General features: G+C 34.3%; 6 protein-coding genes. 5 read left to right on the top strand and 1 reads right to left on the bottom strand.

Going from position 1 to position 16545, the window contains the following annotated elements:
• Window positions 1-38: 38 nt before the first annotated feature.
• Complete coding sequence (locus AASI_RS02315) at window positions 39-4301, bottom strand: hypothetical protein (protein ID WP_148204920.1); 4263 nt, start codon at window positions 4299-4301, stop codon at window positions 39-41.
• Window positions 4302-4572: 271 nt separating this feature from the next.
• Here AASI_RS02315 and AASI_RS02320 point away from each other — a divergent pair, with 271 nt between their 5' ends.
• The 5 genes from AASI_RS02320 (at window position 4573) to AASI_RS02345 (ending at window position 15285) form a co-directional block, all read left to right on the top strand.
• Window positions 4573-7482 carry a PD-(D/E)XK nuclease family protein gene (locus tag AASI_RS02320; RefSeq protein WP_012472631.1) on the top strand — a complete coding sequence of 970 codons (2910 nt, stop codon included), beginning with the start codon at window positions 4573-4575 and terminating at the stop codon, window positions 7480-7482.
• A 349-nt stretch (window positions 7483-7831) separates the two neighbouring features.
• Complete coding sequence (locus AASI_RS07570; RefSeq protein WP_012472632.1) at window positions 7832-11056, top strand: type II toxin-antitoxin system YoeB family toxin; 3225 nt, start codon at window positions 7832-7834, stop codon at window positions 11054-11056.
• 392 nt (window positions 11057-11448) lie between these two features.
• Window positions 11449-12789 (top strand): peptide MFS transporter, encoded by a 1341-nt coding sequence (locus AASI_RS02335; protein WP_012472634.1) that lies wholly within the window; start codon window positions 11449-11451, stop codon window positions 12787-12789.
• A 109-nt stretch (window positions 12790-12898) separates the two neighbouring features.
• On the top strand, window positions 12899-13507 hold the full coding sequence (locus tag AASI_RS09290) for a WbqC family protein (protein ID WP_052290793.1): 609 nt from the start codon (window positions 12899-12901) through the stop codon (window positions 13505-13507).
• Between the two features lie 56 nt (window positions 13508-13563).
• Window positions 13564-15285 carry a Clp protease N-terminal domain-containing protein gene (locus AASI_RS02345; protein WP_012472636.1) on the top strand — a complete coding sequence of 574 codons (1722 nt, stop codon included), beginning with the start codon at window positions 13564-13566 and terminating at the stop codon, window positions 15283-15285.
• Window positions 15286-16545: the final 1260 nt, after the last annotated feature.

Consider the following 16545-nt stretch of genomic DNA (forward strand, 5'->3'; position numbering starts at 1 on the left):
ATTTTGGCCAAGACTAAACACGTTAATAGAATCCTTTTCTATTCATAATTCTGCCACTTACTAGTGTTTTTCCATGTTACTGTTATGGGAGTGCCTATAGTTTTTACTTTTTCTTGATTGTCAATATTATATACATATAGTAACGTGAATCTAAATTGCACCTTAGTTTCTCTATGGTGCTCAATATGAAATGAGTAACTTTGAGATTGGTCTTTAAGTGGAGAGCTAATTCTTAAAGTTTTGCTTCCTTTAGTGCGTATAGAGAAACTCTTTTTCTGTCCTTTACCAAGAAATTCCAAATCTGCTTGATCTCCATGTAATTTTTCTATACCTATATACCAGGTTCCTTCATTGCTTCTGTCAGTCTCTATATCCTTTAAAATATCTCCTTGGTTAAGTACAGTAATCTTAAAATGATTATTAGGCCCTTCTAATTCTTTCTTATTAATTGTAACCTGTAGTTTACTTCTTCTTGATTTCCATTTTACTAGAACAGGATCGCCTATCTTTTGATTTTCAGCATACAATTGAAGCTCATAAATAATTTCTTGATCTGATAATAAGGGATCAAGAGGTTCTATGGATAAGTTGTCTTGCCACTCGGTTGCAGGTTCTAATTTAAAAGTGGGATGTATGAATAGGTAGTCCTTTTTATTTTTTTGACTGAGCGAAAAACCTTTTAAATTAGCAATAATACCACTTCCCTTGATATTGGTAACTTTTATGTTTATCCCATCGTGTGGGACGACAAGTTTATCGGTTGGATTAATGACGCGTATAGTAAAATCTTGCTGGTTCCATTTAGGTGCCTGTGTATCAATTTTAAGTTGTAGCCCAATTGGTTTAGGTTTCCAGGTTACCTGTAAGGGCTCACTTATAGGTTTTTTATTGAGATATAGTTGTAACTCATATATAATGGCTTGGTCTTTAGTTGCTAAGGTTAGTTTCTTCTCCCAGTAAGCTTGAGAAGGCAATTCAAATAGGTTGTTTACAAACTTATACTTTTTACCCTTATTTGATTTGCCATTGTCTAATGCTGGAATTGTACCATCTCCTTGGATCCTTGTAACATATAAGGATATTTTTTTATGGTCGCCAGCATCTATTGTGTCACCTTGATTAAGTATAATTACTGTAAAGCTTTTAGTATCGCCTTCTAACTCTGATTGACCTACTTCTAGTTTTAAATCAATATTTTTATTCTTTGTTTTGGTATTATTTCTCAAATTCTGGATACTGGATTTTTGATTTAAATTAACTTTTTTAAGTTCCCAGCTTACTTCTACTTTTTCAGATTGAAACGTAGCATTTTGATTTATTAATTGTAAAGAAATGGAAGCTGCCGTAGCAGGACTGCTAGTTTCTATTTCTTCTTTTTTAATGCTAATATTTACCTCTTGTGCAGGACTCAATTCGGTTAAATAAGCAGGTAATACCTTAGCTAAATTTATGCTATTATTAGCATCTAATGGTTGGTTGTTAATTTTAAAACTATAATGATCTTTTACTGGATTGTCTAACACCAATAAAATATCTTTTGTTTCGACATATGACCCATTATTCTTGATTTTAAAATTTAAAACGTCAGCATTCCTAAGCTGTCTGTTAGGAATATCTTGAAAATTCAGTTTGATTTCTCCTCTTTCCCATTGGATGCTTGGGCTAGACCAAACTTGTCCTTTCCTTTTTAGATATACCTTAATAGTAGCTTCTAGAAGTTTATTAGTTGTAAGTGATTGTAAAGTGATCGTGCCTGTATTGCTACCTTTGTTTAATACAGTGGTACGTTGATCTATTACTAACCTAGATAGACGAATTCCTTCACTAGGTATAGCCATACCGTTTAAAGTAAATAAATTTTCAATAGGGAAGGAGCTGTTCTGCGCTTCTAGCCATACTAACATTTCATCCATATCGACCGGGTCTTTCTGATTGATAATAGTAAAGGCTAGTTTTTCATCTCCTGTTATTCTCGCTGCCTTTAAATCAGGAAATGCCAGGGCAATATCCTCTTGGCCATACCAAGTAATTGTATTACTAGTTATCGATGTTTCATGTCGCTTCAATACTAAGTTTATGGTAGCTTGTTGTTGCTTATATGCTTTCTGTAACTGTAGCTTTACTGGAATGATTGTGGTGCCTTTATCTAATGCAATAGCTTTATGAGGTAATAATTCATTTAAGCTAATTGAGGAAGCAAGTTTATCATTTAGTCTAAATTCAGCACTATCTATAGTTTCCAAGCTCAGCGTTATATCATTTGCATATATAGGTTTGTCACTATTGCTCTCTATAAAAAATTCCAGTGCCTCATTACCTGTGATATTATGAAGACCTATAAATTTTAAGTCAATAGGCTGCTGTTTCCACTGGACTGGCTGGGAATCTATTACTACATCACCTTGTTTGATCTGTAAAGTTATTTCAGCTTGGTCTTTACCTATATTGTGGGCCACTTGTAGTTGTATAGGTTTAGTAGAAACACTTTTGTTTAAAGTAGTAGTTTTGTCAGGAAGTATTTGCTGCAAGTTAATGGAAGAAAGAAGATTACCATTCAAATTAAATGCTACGCCTTCTGTAGGTAATAAGCTTACAGTAATATCCCTTGGATGGATAGGTTGTAATCCACTATTTTCTATAGTAAACTCTAATACCTCATCGTCTATAATATCATGGACTCCTACAAATCTTAAGCTAATAGGCTGTCTTTCCCATTTGATAAATTGAGCCTCTATTACTTGGTTGCCTTGCTTAATTTGTAAAGTTATGTCAGCTTTGTTTTGGCTAGGGTTAGAAGTAGGGTCTATCTGTAGGTGTATAGGTATGGTTTTTGTGCCTTTATCCAGGCTAGTAGCATTGCTAGCAAGTAATTCTCGTAAACTAATTGAAGTAATAGTTTCATTTTGTAATTTCCATTTTACTCCTGGAGTAGCTACTAAACTTAAGGCAACATTTTCTGTGTTAAGAGGTTTGTTGCTATTGTTTTCAATATAAAAAGATAAAGTTTCCTCATTGGTTATATCATGCAGGCCTACCAGTTTTAATGTAACAGGCTCTTTTTTCCACTGAATTTTCTTGTTATCTATTTCTTCGGCACCCTTCTTAATCTGTAGACTAATATCAGCTTGATTTAAGTTAGTATTAGGAGCTACTTGTAGTTTAATAGGTATGGTCTTTGTGCCTTTATCTAGGCTAGTAGCATTGCTAGCAAGTAATTCTTCTAAATTAATTGAATCAGTAGTTTTATCCTGTAATTTGTATATTACCCCTGGAGTACCCACTAAACTTAAGACGATATTTTCTGGATTAAGAGGTTTGTTGCCATTGTTTTCAATATAAAAAGATAAAGTCTCATCATCAGTTATATCGTGTAACCCTGTCAATTTTAGTTTAAGAGGTTCTTGTTTCCATTGAATTACTTGGCTAAATATTACTTCTGTCCCGTTTTTAATTGCTAAAGTAATTTCAGATCCTTGGGCTTCGTATGCTTCAGCTACTTGCAATGCTATAGATGGTGTATTTTCGCTTGGTTTTAGCACTATGGTATTATTTTGTGCTAGAGTTTGTAAGTCAATAGATGTGCAAACTTTGCCATTAGCTTTGAATGTTACTCCTTGACTAGCTGTAATAGTAAGTAATGTATTCTTTAAATCTAATGGTAGGTTATCTCCATTTTTAATACTAAAATTGATTATTTGGTCATTAATTAAATCGGATAATCCTTCTAATAGAAGATGGTGAGCATTTAACTTCCAATGGATTGTTGTACTATAGATAGGTGCTGGGGCAGTATCATTTTCATAAAGTGCTAGGATTATCGGTACTCTTTTCACACCCTCGCCTGGAACTACTTCAAGGTCTATAGCATCATTCTGCATATATAAGTGTGTTTCAATTTCAGTATTTTTGGATGTGTCTGGAAGCTTTAAATAACTTGTTGTATTAGGGTCGGTTGTATTTTCCTCTGGCTTAATAAAAACTTTTAGTTTAAATCTCTTTGACTTAACTTGGTCTCTATTTTCTTTGCTAATATCAATTTTAGTAGTATCTAGGCTGACCTTAACAGTACGTTCTTCTCCTATTAATACACTCTTATCTACAGCAAGGGCTAATTCTTTGAAAGATAAAGACAGCTTGTCTGTGTGTATATCTGATGAAGGTTTGGGTAGCTTTTTATTGTTTTGGTTGTTGGAAGCATTTGTACAAAAACATGCATGAATACTGAAGATTATAAGTAAAATGATTAGCTGAATTGCTCGATTTAATAGTTGGGTAGTATTAGTGTAGGAACGCAAGCTCATGGATATATAAATAAGTGATTTATAATTATAGAATATAATAAAACTTAGTTGTATTCCTTCAACTAGCATCTCTTAAATTATATGTAGTGTTTAAGGAAAAGTTAGTTCTTATTGAAGTGCAAGAAATTGCTTGTATCTATATACATGAATGTATATCTAGCCATATTCTGAAAGTTGATTAGCGACGTTATATAAACTTATTACTAGCTAGTATACTTTGTAGGCCACTGTATATATTAGTGCAAAGTGTAAGATACATACAACTAACACCATGGATAATAGCTATCATTCCTTTTTAGAGGAGGTTACCGAAGATTTATTTCAGCAATATACAGTAGCAGATATAACTCGATCTATATTTATATTGCCTGGCCAAAAAGCAGTGGAGAGGTTTCAACAAGTTTTGTGCAATAAAATAGATAACCCTGCTTGGCTACCTCAAGTGCTAACTTTAGAACCATGGATAGAACAATGCAGTAAAATTACTATTGCTCCTAATTTAGATCTTCTTGTATTACTTTATCAGACCTTCCAACAATTTAAGGCTGCTGATGAGCCTTTTGAGCGTTTTTATGGATGGGGTAATATGCTGCTGCAAGATTTTGATATATTAGATAAGTGTTTGGTTGACCCTAATCAACTATTTGCCAATCTATATGAACAAAAAGCTATAACACTTACTTACGAGCATCTTTCTGAAGCACAAAAAGAAGCCATTCAATCTTTTTGGAAATCTTTTGAAAAACGGCTGTCTACGCAACAGCAGGATTTCCTGAAATTATGGGAAATATTACCACATATTTATAAAAGGTTTACAGCTGAGTTAATAAAAAAAGGTATAGGATATGCAGGGCTTTGCTATAGAGAGCTATACAATAACCTAACAAAAGAGCTACTTATTAACTATAAGCATTTCTTTTTTATAGGCTTCAATGCCTTACATCCTGTAGAAGAGAAAATTTTTGCTTGGTTGCACAGTAATATCTCTACCCAATTTTACTGGGATACAGATGCTTATTATATGAATGATAAAAACCAAGAAGCAGGATATTATTTAAGACATCATCAAACAAAACCCTATTTTCAAACAAGCTTTAAAAAGCCTTTTCCGGCTAGAATACAAAATAATTTTAAAAAGATAAACTTTTTTGAAGCCAATACTGCAGCAGAGCAAGTCGAGTTAGTAAGCAGCCAGCTACAGCAATTAATAAACCAAGAAGGAAATAGCTTTCAACCACACCAAGCAGTAATTGTTTTAGCGAACGAAGATTTATTTCTTCCTATGCTGCATGCACTACCAACTAATTTACAATCCGTTAATACTACGCTAGGTTATCCTATTACATATACAGCTAGTTATCAGCTTATTGAGCAGATACTAGCTTTGCAAATTACCACACAGCAGCCAACTTGTCCAGCTGGTTATTTTCCCACTCAGGCCATTATAGCTTTACTGAAACATACACCAATTAAGTATTGCAACCAAGCGCTAGCTAGCGAAACTATTCAATTATTAACCAATCATTATACAAGTTATACATCACAAAAAATATTATCAGAAGCTAGTGAATTGTACCAAGCAATCTTTCGACCGGCATCTTCAACTATAGATATTGCTCAGTATGTTATTGATGTTATGACGCTTGTAAAAGCACAGTTAGAAGCTCAAGAAGATTCATCGCTCGCGTTAGAAGAAGAAGCATTAGGTGAACTTATCAAACAGTTAAGCTATATACAAGTCATAATAACACCTCTGTATAAGGTATCTATAGAGCGTTTTATACAACTTTTCAGGCAGCTAATACGTTCACTTCAACTAACTTTTAAAGAGAAGACATCAGCAAAGGGTATTCAAATATTACGTATTTGGGAAACAGCTAACTTAGACTTTAAGTATGTTTTTATAGTGGGTATGAATGAAGGTAATTTGCCAGCTAGTACTGCACAAGGCTCCTTTATTCCTTATAACCTTAGAAAAGGATACGGACTACCCACCATGGATATTTTTCAGGCCACACTCGATGCTTATTATTTCTACCGGTTACTCCAACGAGCTCAGCAAGTATATATTACTTATAATACTCCTTCAAGTGCAACCAATCCAAAAGAAGTGAGTCGTTACCTATGGCAATTGCTATATGAAAGTAAGTTGCCAATAGAACAGCATTATATAAATACTGCTATCTATACACCCACTATTTGTCCTATTATCATTAAAAAAGATGATGGTGTCCTATTAAAGTTAGAAGAGTTTGTTGTTAAAAATGGACAAGAAAAACGTTCATTGACACCAGCTGCACTCAACACCTATTTAGGTTGTAGCTTGAGGTTTTATTTTCGTTATATTCTTCAACTACAAGTACCTCAACAATTGCTTATTGAAGATACAGACGCCATACGATTTGGTAGTTTGTTTCATAAGGTAATGGAAAAATTATATGCCCCATTGCAAATAGCTCGCAAAGGTAGCATGGTTCAAAAAAATGATTTAGAAAAGCTAAAAAGTCAATTACAGGCTATAATAGCAGAAGTATTTTCTAATGCTTTATATAGTAATCATATACTACAGTGGGGAGGTGAGCACCTGATAGAACAAGAGGTAATGCAAAAAGTAGTAAATAAGATATTAGAAATTGATAAAAAGCACACACCTTTTACGTTGGTAGGGATAGAAGTAGGAAAACAACAATCTTTAATGATTCACTTCAGGCTTACAAGCGATAAAGTAGTTGCTTTAAGTGGTATTATAGATAGAATAGACCAGAAACAAGATTCCATTCGTGTTATAGATTATAAAACAGGTGGTGATGAAAAATATGTCGAACAAATTAGTAATTTATTTGATAGAAGCACTGCCCAAAAGACAAAAGTAATATTCCAAACCTTTTTCTATGCTTGGCTATTTAAAAAGCACGCTAACAATAGTGCTTATAAGATAATGCCTGGTATTGTTAATACTAGGTCTGCCTTTAATACTAATTTTGATCCACGTCTCATGGTGAAACAAGTGGATACTAAAGATTATAGATATATAGAAGATATAACACCTTATCAAAGCGAATTTGAAACAGGCTTAGAATTGCTATTACAAGAAATATTAGACCCACAGATACCCTTTATACAAACTGAAGATCACTTTCAATGTGCAACGTGCCCTTATAAAAGAATATGTGAGCGTTAGTCAAATACTATATTGAAGATCTGACAATGGATACCATATGCAAAGGGAATTAAGATTGCTTGTATCTACACAACAATCTGCCTATATTTGTGCTCACTCCGAAAAGGGCTCTGTTTATACTAGTTAGAACGCTGTCAAAAAATCAAAAAATATCTATTTAAAAAAATATCTAAGTCTATAATAGAAAATTAACTAATCAAAAAGAGGATAATTGCTATAGTTAAAGTTCACTAATCAAGAATGCTGCCTATTATTAATTCTCGAATCATAATCATATAAGCATGGTTAATCGGTTGGTTTAATTCATCTAGATAGATAAGATCTTCATAATCAAACGCATAATTTAACTATGGAAAAGATAAAGAATCATTTTAAGCAAACGGTTGCTGGTATTGTATTAGTTAGTTTCTTACTAGCAAGTTGTACAGTAGACCACCCAGAAATCAATACAATAACGCCAACAGACAATAAGATATTTGAGGTGAAAGGAGGAACACGATCAACAAATCATCAGCTACAACTAAGTAACAAAGAAATTTTATGGTATGGTAATTCGGTAGCTGTAGAACAGGAACTAAAGGCCCATTTACAAAGCATAGCTGAAACTTCCTTACAAGCAGATATAGCCAAATATGATAACTCTAGTGGTACGTTGCAACAAGAATCGTTATCTATAGAATATCATAAATTAGGGCAGTTAGTAAACAGGCCATTAGGTTGGTCATCATATGAAGGACATCAGTTACGCAAATTATACTATTTGCCTAATGGTAATTTGTATGCTAAGGTTTATGATAGGGGAAATGCTAGCCTTGTGCAAAGGTTGCCTGTTTATGTAATGCGAGGAATTGACTTATTTATGCTAGCTGCATCAAAGGAAAGAGAACAACAGGTACACATAACACTTAACCGTGTAATAGATAAAAAATTGGCAACATACGGACGTGTATGGATAGGGCAAGCAGGGATGTTAGGAGGTGGCAAAGGAAAAAAGAAGAATAATAAAAAGTTAGCACCTTCACCTATGCAACAGTTAGAAGATGTAACAGGGGCTACCCTGGGAGCACAAAAAGAAAATAAAAGGCAAGAACTTGAAAAAGGTGAGCAAGGTACGTATGAACAACATAGGCCATTATCCATGTTGCCTCAGCCAAAGGAGCTATACCATTTAATTCCTGCAAACCCTTATTCTAAAATAAATAGCTTGGAAAAAGTAAAAGAAGATTTTAAAAAAGGATTCACGTTAAAGCTGCAGCCAAATTTTTATGACAATGCACATAACGTAGCAGAAGCTATACAACTTTTTGTGGATGCTGCTAAGTGTGGAAATAGCCTGGCCATGTATAATTTGGGAGAAATTTGCGAGCAACAGGGAAATATAGAATTAGCGAAACGGTGGTATGTTTTATCCTTTCAAAATACCTGGGTTGAGGGTACTGCAAAAGCTTATGCTTCTGCGTCACATACAAAAATAACAAATCTTATCAAGCAAGGGCATGTAGAGCTGAAAAAAGTCTTTTTACATCATGTTGATAATGTTACTACTTTAGTTGAAAAAATCATCCGGATCAAGGTAATTAGTTCATTTTATAAAAGTCGCCTGGCTGAACCTTACCTTAGCAAAGAAGAAAATGGGCTAAAAGTAAAGCGCTTAAGAAAATTGACAGAAGAGTTAGAACTAGCTTTAGATAGTTTACCTCAAGAGAAAATATATTTTAATATGGTCCGTCGGCTTTCAGCCCTAGGAGCCCGATATGTACAAGAGCAAAACTATAAGGCTGCTCAAGCCTGTTTTCTTAAATGCCAAAAGTTGCCAGACGCACTTTATAATTTAGGTTTGTTTTGTCAAAATGGATATACTAGCGCTGATGGTAAACCTGACTATCAAGCAGCCAAACAGTTTTATAAGCGATCTGGAACTGCAGAATCTTTTAGTAACCTAGGGGCTTTTTATATGGATGGTTTGCTGAATGGAAACCCTGACCTTCAAAAAGCTATAAAATATTCTGAAATGTCTGGCACACCGCAAGCTCTATGCAATATGGGAGTTATTTTCTCAAGACGGTATGTAGAAGTTCTTAGACAAGCTCCTGATTATAAACGGGCTAAAGTGTGCTTTGAACGTTCTGGCACGGGACATGCTCATGCGCACTTGGGCGATTTTTATTGCTATGGTTATATTACTAAACCTAATTATAAATTAGCAAAATATCATTATGACATGGCTGTAGAAAAAGGATATTCAGATGCTATAGGAGGCATGGGAGATCTTTATGCACTAGGATATTGTAGTTTAAATGGCAAGCCTAACTACCAGTTATTTGCAAATTCCATGTTAGAAGCTATTAGTACGCCGACAGCCTCTATACCTATTAAAAAACACTGCTCATATAACCTTGGAGTAGCTTATATGAACGGGTGGATAGGCATCAAAAAAAAGAAGCCAGATTATAGGCAAGCTAAGTACTATTGGGAGCAATCCGAACTACCTCAAGCATTTTACCATATTGCCACATTATATGAGAAAGCACATATCAAAGCTGGCGAAGGAAATACTAAATATCAAAAAGCATTGGAGTACTATAAGCGGTCAAGTCTTCCTAAAGCGAAGTTAGAGATTATCCGTTTGTATGATTCAAACTTAGTTATTACACAGTCTGAAGAAGAAAGGTTAGCAGCCCTCCAAAGTGCAATACAAGAAGTTCATGATTTGTTACCTACCTTGTCTGATAAGGATGCTTGTTATATAAGGGGTGTTTTAGCTTATTATTGTAAAGATTGGCAAGATGCATATACCTACTTAAACCAAGCTATTCTTTTAGGAACAGAAGAGGAAGAGGTAAAAGAGTTGGCCGAAACAGTAACAAGCTACTTAGAAAAAGAATCAGCATTATTAAGCATACAAAAAGAAGAGCAAATTTTTGAAAAAGATAGAAAAGATGTTACTATAGAAAATATACAGCCCTTAGAGAGCCACGTAGCAGCAACTGATGTCTTGCAGTTAGGAGATACAGAAACTAGTACATATATTATAGAAAAGGCAAGCACTAATACCACTTTTACTGAGGTTGAAACAGTACTTGAACAACAAAATGAAGGTTGTTACGTTGAATTAATAATGCCTGGTTTAAGTGTTCAAGAACAGGCACAGCAAAATATTCAACTATGCCAAAGAGTTACAAAAAGGGAAAGGAAAGAGCAAAAGCGAGTGCGTAGGGTAACTCGTATAAAGTTAGATTTTTTACGAATGAATGATCAACAATCAGAGATTATACAAGAAAACTCATTGCCTATTGTATTTAGATTTTTAGATCATAAGCAAGAGAAAGAATTTTTAGCATTCAAAGAAAAAGAAGAACATAAAAAGAGTGTTGAAAAGGTTTTAGAAGATATAAAAAGCCATAGTTGGGAGGCTGTAGGGCTTGGCAGACCAGAAGTTTTAAAACATGCTTACAAAGGTTATAGGGGCTGTATCTCTCGTCACCTAAACCATAAAGATAGGCTTGTTTATAAGGTAATAGGAAAAGGAGAAATTTTAATACTTTCTTGGCAAGGCCACTATGAAGATAAATAAGATACATGTAAAACGCTTCTATGCGACTTTTATCTATCATCTTCATATACCAGTTAGCATAAACTTTATCAAGCTCATTTCATATAAAGCAATTATCTTGGAAAGTATAAAGAGAATAGATATCAAGGAAGCAAGTATTGGTGGCTTAGAAATAAATCATAAGTCTTCTGTTATATAAATAATCTTGATAGGAAGTATTAAAAAGTGCTTGGCAAAGCAAGTATCTTTTAATACTGATTTGCACAATTTAAATTATAGCTTTATTTTGGCCCTTAATTTTTAAATTGAAATAGAAGCGCCCTTTTGAAATTCAAAACTTAACCAATAATTATTTAAAAATGCATAGTCGCTTTATGTGTTTTTTGAAGGGCCTTGATAATACACTATAATATATGGAACAACCCAGACATTTAACTAATACTAGTTTCTTAGGACATCCTAAAGGTTTATTTATATTATTCTTAACAGAAATGTGGGAAAGGTTTAGCTTCTATGGTATGCGAGCCATATTGGTGCTTTATTTAGTAGATCAAGCTAAGGGAGGTTTAGGATGGACAAATGCCAATGCTTTAAAGTTATATGGTATTTATGGAATGGCTGTTTATGTATTAGGAATTCCAGGGGGGCTTATTGCAGATCGATATATAGGACAAAAAGCTGCTGTATTATGGGGTGGAATGTTAGCTTGTATTGGCCACTTTCTATTAGCCGCGCAAAATGTTATGTTATTTATGATTGGTCTCTTTTTTATCGCTGCTGGTACAGGGCTTTTAAAGCCTAACATATCTACATTGGTGGGAAGTTTATACGCTATAGGAGATCAGAGAAGAGATGGTGGGTTTACGATATTTTATATGGGAATTAATATAGGAGCTATAGTTTCTTCCTTGGTAGTAGGTTATGTAGCACAAGTATATGGATGGCATTATGGATTTAGTATAGCTGGTGTTGGGATGTTATTCGGTATTCTTGTCTATTTATTAGGCCAAAAATATTTAATGGGTGTTGGTATAAGTTCAAGAGCTATGCTAGGGAACCAAGCTGCCCAAACAACTATTACAACTAATAAGGCACCTTTTACAAAAGAAGAGAAAGACCGTATATGGGCACTTGTACTATCTTTTATAGGTATATTTAGTTTTTTCATGGCTTTTGAACAGGCTGGGGGGTTAATGAATCTATATACAGATGAATACACGAATAGATATGTTTTTGGATGGGAAGTGCCTGCTAGTATGTTTCAATCTTTGAACCCAGCTTTTATACTTCTTTTGGGGCCTGTTATAGCTATTATTTGGAACAGGCTAGCCAAGCGATATAAACATATATCATCTTTCTATAAATTAGGTATTGGCAACATTGCTGTAGGCATAGGTTTTCTGTTTATGGTAGGGGCTGTTTTGCAAAGACAAACTCCAGGCATTGAAAAATCTTCATTGCACTGGCTTATTAATGCTTACCTATTTCATACGATTGGGGAGCTGTGCTTGTCGCCAGTATCGTTATCTTTTGTAACAAAGTTGGCACCGCAGCGTATTAGTGCATCTATTATGGGCGCTTATTTTGCTGCCATAGGCTTTTCTCAACTTCTAGCCGCATGGATAGGTGAAAAATCGGAGAGCCTCGGAGATTTAAGGACCTTCCAGCTTATCTTCTTCATTACGCTTATGGTAGGTTTACCTTTCATTATATTTAATAAAAAGCTTGCCACGTTAATCCATGGTGCTGAGTAATTATTTTCAATAAAATGTATAGGAAGCTAAATTATATTCATGGTTTAGCTTCCTATCTATATATGGTTAACTCTTGTATCCAAATACCTTACTCATAGATCTACAATTCTTGCCTTGTATAGAATATTTTACATGGCTGTTGTCCTATGATCATATAGAATTAGAAATCTATGGGAACTATCAAAAACAAACTTATGGTAATAGATGCTATATTCTTAGTTCTCAACAAATAGATAGGCTTACGGTACCTGTAATAGGTGGCAAGAAAAAAATACTCTATAAAGATATACAAATTGACTGCCAGCAAAAGTGGCCAATTTGTCACTGGCGGTCTATTAGTACTGACTATGGAAAAGCACCCTATTTTGAATATTTGTCAGGTTATTTCCATAAAATACTTTTCCAGCCGTATACGCACTTATACCAGCTTAATCTGGCTCTGCTAAAACTTTGCTTGGAATTATTGAACCTGAAAAAAAATATAAAAATAACTAGTGAGTATATTGCTAATCCACCTAGCTCTGTAGTAGATGCAAGAAATATTATAAGTCCCCAAATACCTTTTAGTTGCAGATCAAAGTACAAGCCGTGTTGTTATCAACAAGTATTTGGCACAATATTTAATGCTAATCTTAGTATTTTAGATCTACTGTTTTGCGAAGGCCCTAACGCATATAACATTATAAAAAATTCATGCATTTCGCCTGAGGAGCTATAGCGCTAATATAAAATTTAGTATATTTATAAGTAGGTCTTCTAATCAAATTTAATATTATGCCTATTAACTTAACCCACAAAGCCAAGGAAATTATTGCCTTGAGCAGAAAAGAAGCCTTAAAATTACATAGTAATTCTATTAGGCCACTTCATATCTTGCTAGGAATCTTGCAGTATGAATCCTGCTTGGCTTATAAAATTCTTTTTGCCCTTGGAATACCCATGGAAGAGCTTCGCATAGCATTAGAAAAATCTGAACAGCAAGAGCATGAGGAGGATATGATAGATAATGGACAGGTTAATGGTATAAAGCTTACCCATGAAATAGAAAGCTTGCTAAAACTCACCCAGCAATATGCTAAAGCACTAAAAAGTGAAGCAATAGGTACAGAACATATACTATTAGCAGCCCTTAAAAATGCTGATGTGCATACCAAGTATATACTTGATCAGTTTAATGTTACCTATGAAGCTATAGAACGTGTTATAGTTCATAGGTTAGGCCAGTACTATATAGTAGCACAAGAAATGGAAGAAAGTAGAGATGATGCTTCAGAAAATATGGATGATAGTGAAGATAGCACAACTAGCAAGCATAAAGATATAGAGAAAACTAGGACACCTATACTCGATAACTTTAGCAGAGATTTAAGTAAGCTAGCGGAAGAAGGAAAGCTTGATCCTATTATAGGTAGAAAAAAGGAAATAGAAAGGGTTGCACAGATTTTAAGTAGGCGTAGAAAGAATAACGCTTTGTTGATTGGAGAACCAGGCGTAGGAAAAACTGCTATTGCCGAGGGCTTAGCCTTGCAAATTATGCAAGGGAAAGTAGCAAAACCACTATTAGGTAAGCGGGTAGTAAGTTTAGATGTAGCGGCATTAGTGGCAGGAACTAAATACAGAGGCCAGTTTGAAGAACGCATTAAGGCTATCATGAATGAGCTTGTTAAATCAAAGCAAGTTATTCTGTTTATTGATGAGCTACATACTATTGTAGGTGCAGGTAGCGCGGCAGGTTCTTTAGATGCTGCCAATATTCTTAAGCCAGCTCTTGCACGAGGAGATATACAATGTATTGGAGCTACCACCCTTAGTGAATATAGACAGTATATAGAAAAAGATGGTGCCTTAACCCGCAGATTCCAATCTGTCAGAGTCGAGCCTACGACCATTGTAGAATCCATAGAAATTTTAAATAATCTAAAAGATACTTATGAGGAATATCATTCAGTTACCTATACGCCAGAAGTTATAAAAGCCTGTGTAGATTTAGCTGACCGTTATATAAGTAATCGTTTGCTGCCAGACAAGGCTATTGATGTGATGGATGAAGTAGGTGCTAGCGTACATATGCATAATATACAAGTGCCTAGTAAAATTGCTAAACTAGCGGACAACATAGAACTCATAAAAGCTAATAAAAATAAGGCTGTTAGAAATCAGAAATACGAGGAAGCAGCTCAGCTTAGAGACCAAGAAAAGAAGCTGTATGAAAAGTTCGAACTAGAAAAAACAAAGTGGGAGCAAGAGTTAAAGAGTAAAAGATATCCTATAACTACTTTGTTTTGGCTAGGGTTAGAAGTAGGGTCTATCTGTAGGTGTATAGGTATGGTTTTTGTGCCTTTATCCAGGCTAGTAGCATTGCTAGCAAGTAATTCTCGTAAACTAATTGAAGTAATAGTTTCATTTTGTAATTTCCATTTTACTCCTGGAGTAGCTACTAAACTTAAGGCAACATTTTCTGTGTTAAGAGGTTTGTTGCTATTGTTTTCAATATAAAAAGATAAAGTTTCCTCATTGGTTATATCATGCAGGCCTACCAGTTTTAATGTAACAGGCTCTTTTTTCCACTGAATTTTCTTGTTATCTATTTCTTCGGCACCCTTCTTAATCTGTAGACTAATATCAGCTTGATTTAAGTTAGTATTAGGAGCTACTTGTAGTTTAATAGGTATGGTCTTTGTGCCTTTATCTAGGCTAGTAGCATTGCTAGCAAGTAATTCTTCTAAATTAATTGAATCAGTAGTTTTATCCTGTAATTTGTATATTACCCCTGGAGTACCCACTAAACTTAAGACGATATTTTCTGGATTAAGAGGTTTGTTGCCATTGTTTTCAATATAAAAAGATAAAGTCTCATCATCAGTTATATCGTGTAACCCTGTCAATTTTAGTTTAAGAGGTTCTTGTTTCCATTGAATTACTTGGCTAAATATTACTTCTGTCCCGTTTTTAATTGCTAAAGTAATTTCAGATCCTTGGGCTTCGTATGCTTCAGCTACTTGCAATGCTATAGATGGTGTATTTTCGCTTGGTTTTAGCACTATGGTATTATTTTGTGCTAGAGTTTGTAAGTCAATAGATGTGCAAACTTTGCCATTAGCTTTGAATGTTACTCCTTGACTAGCTGTAATAGTAAGTAATGTATTCTTTAAATCTAATGGTAGGTTATCTCCATTTTTAATACTAAAATTGATTATTTGGTCATTAATTAAATCGGATAATCCTTCTAATAGAAGATGGTGAGCATTTAACTTCCAATGGATTGTTGTACTATAGATAGGTGCTGGGGCAGTATCATTTTCATAAAGTGCTAGGATTATCGGTACTCTTTTCACACCCTCGCCTGGAACTACTTCAAGGTCTATAGCATCATTCTGCATATATAAGTGTGTTTCAATTTCAGTATTTTTGGATGTGTCTGGAAGCTTTAAATAACTTGTTGTATTAGGGTCGGTTGTATTTTCCTCTGGCTTAATAAAAACTTTTAGTTTAAATCTCTTTGACTTAACTTGGTCTCTATTTTCTTTGCTAATATCAATTTTAGTAGTATCTAGGCTGACCTTAACAGTACGTTCTTCTCCTATTAATACACTCTTATCTACAGCAAGGGCTAATTCTTTGAAAGATAAAGACAGCTTGTCTGTGTGTATATCTGATGAAGGTTTGGGTAGCTTTTTATTGTTTTGGTTGTTGGAAGCATTTGTACAAAAACATGCATGAATACTGAAGATTATAAGTAAAATGATTAGCTGAATT

Source organism: Candidatus Amoebophilus asiaticus 5a2, from assembly GCF_000020565.1.
Lineage (GTDB): Bacteria > Bacteroidota > Bacteroidia > Cytophagales > Amoebophilaceae > Amoebophilus > Amoebophilus asiaticus.

What these genes read in the sequence shown, in the direction of transcription:
- AASI_RS02315 (WP_148204920.1), bottom strand. Translation starts at nt 4,301, where the DNA reads ATGAGCTTGCGTTCCTACACTAATACTACCCAACTATTAAATCGAGCA.
- AASI_RS02320 (WP_012472631.1), top strand. Translation starts at nt 4,573, where the DNA reads ATGGATAATAGCTATCATTCCTTTTTAGAGGAGGTTACCGAAGATTTA.
- AASI_RS07570 (WP_012472632.1), top strand. Translation starts at nt 7,832, where the DNA reads ATGGAAAAGATAAAGAATCATTTTAAGCAAACGGTTGCTGGTATTGTA.
- AASI_RS02335 (WP_012472634.1), top strand. Translation starts at nt 11,449, where the DNA reads ATGGAACAACCCAGACATTTAACTAATACTAGTTTCTTAGGACATCCT.
- AASI_RS02345 (WP_012472636.1), top strand. Translation starts at nt 13,564, where the DNA reads ATGCCTATTAACTTAACCCACAAAGCCAAGGAAATTATTGCCTTGAGC.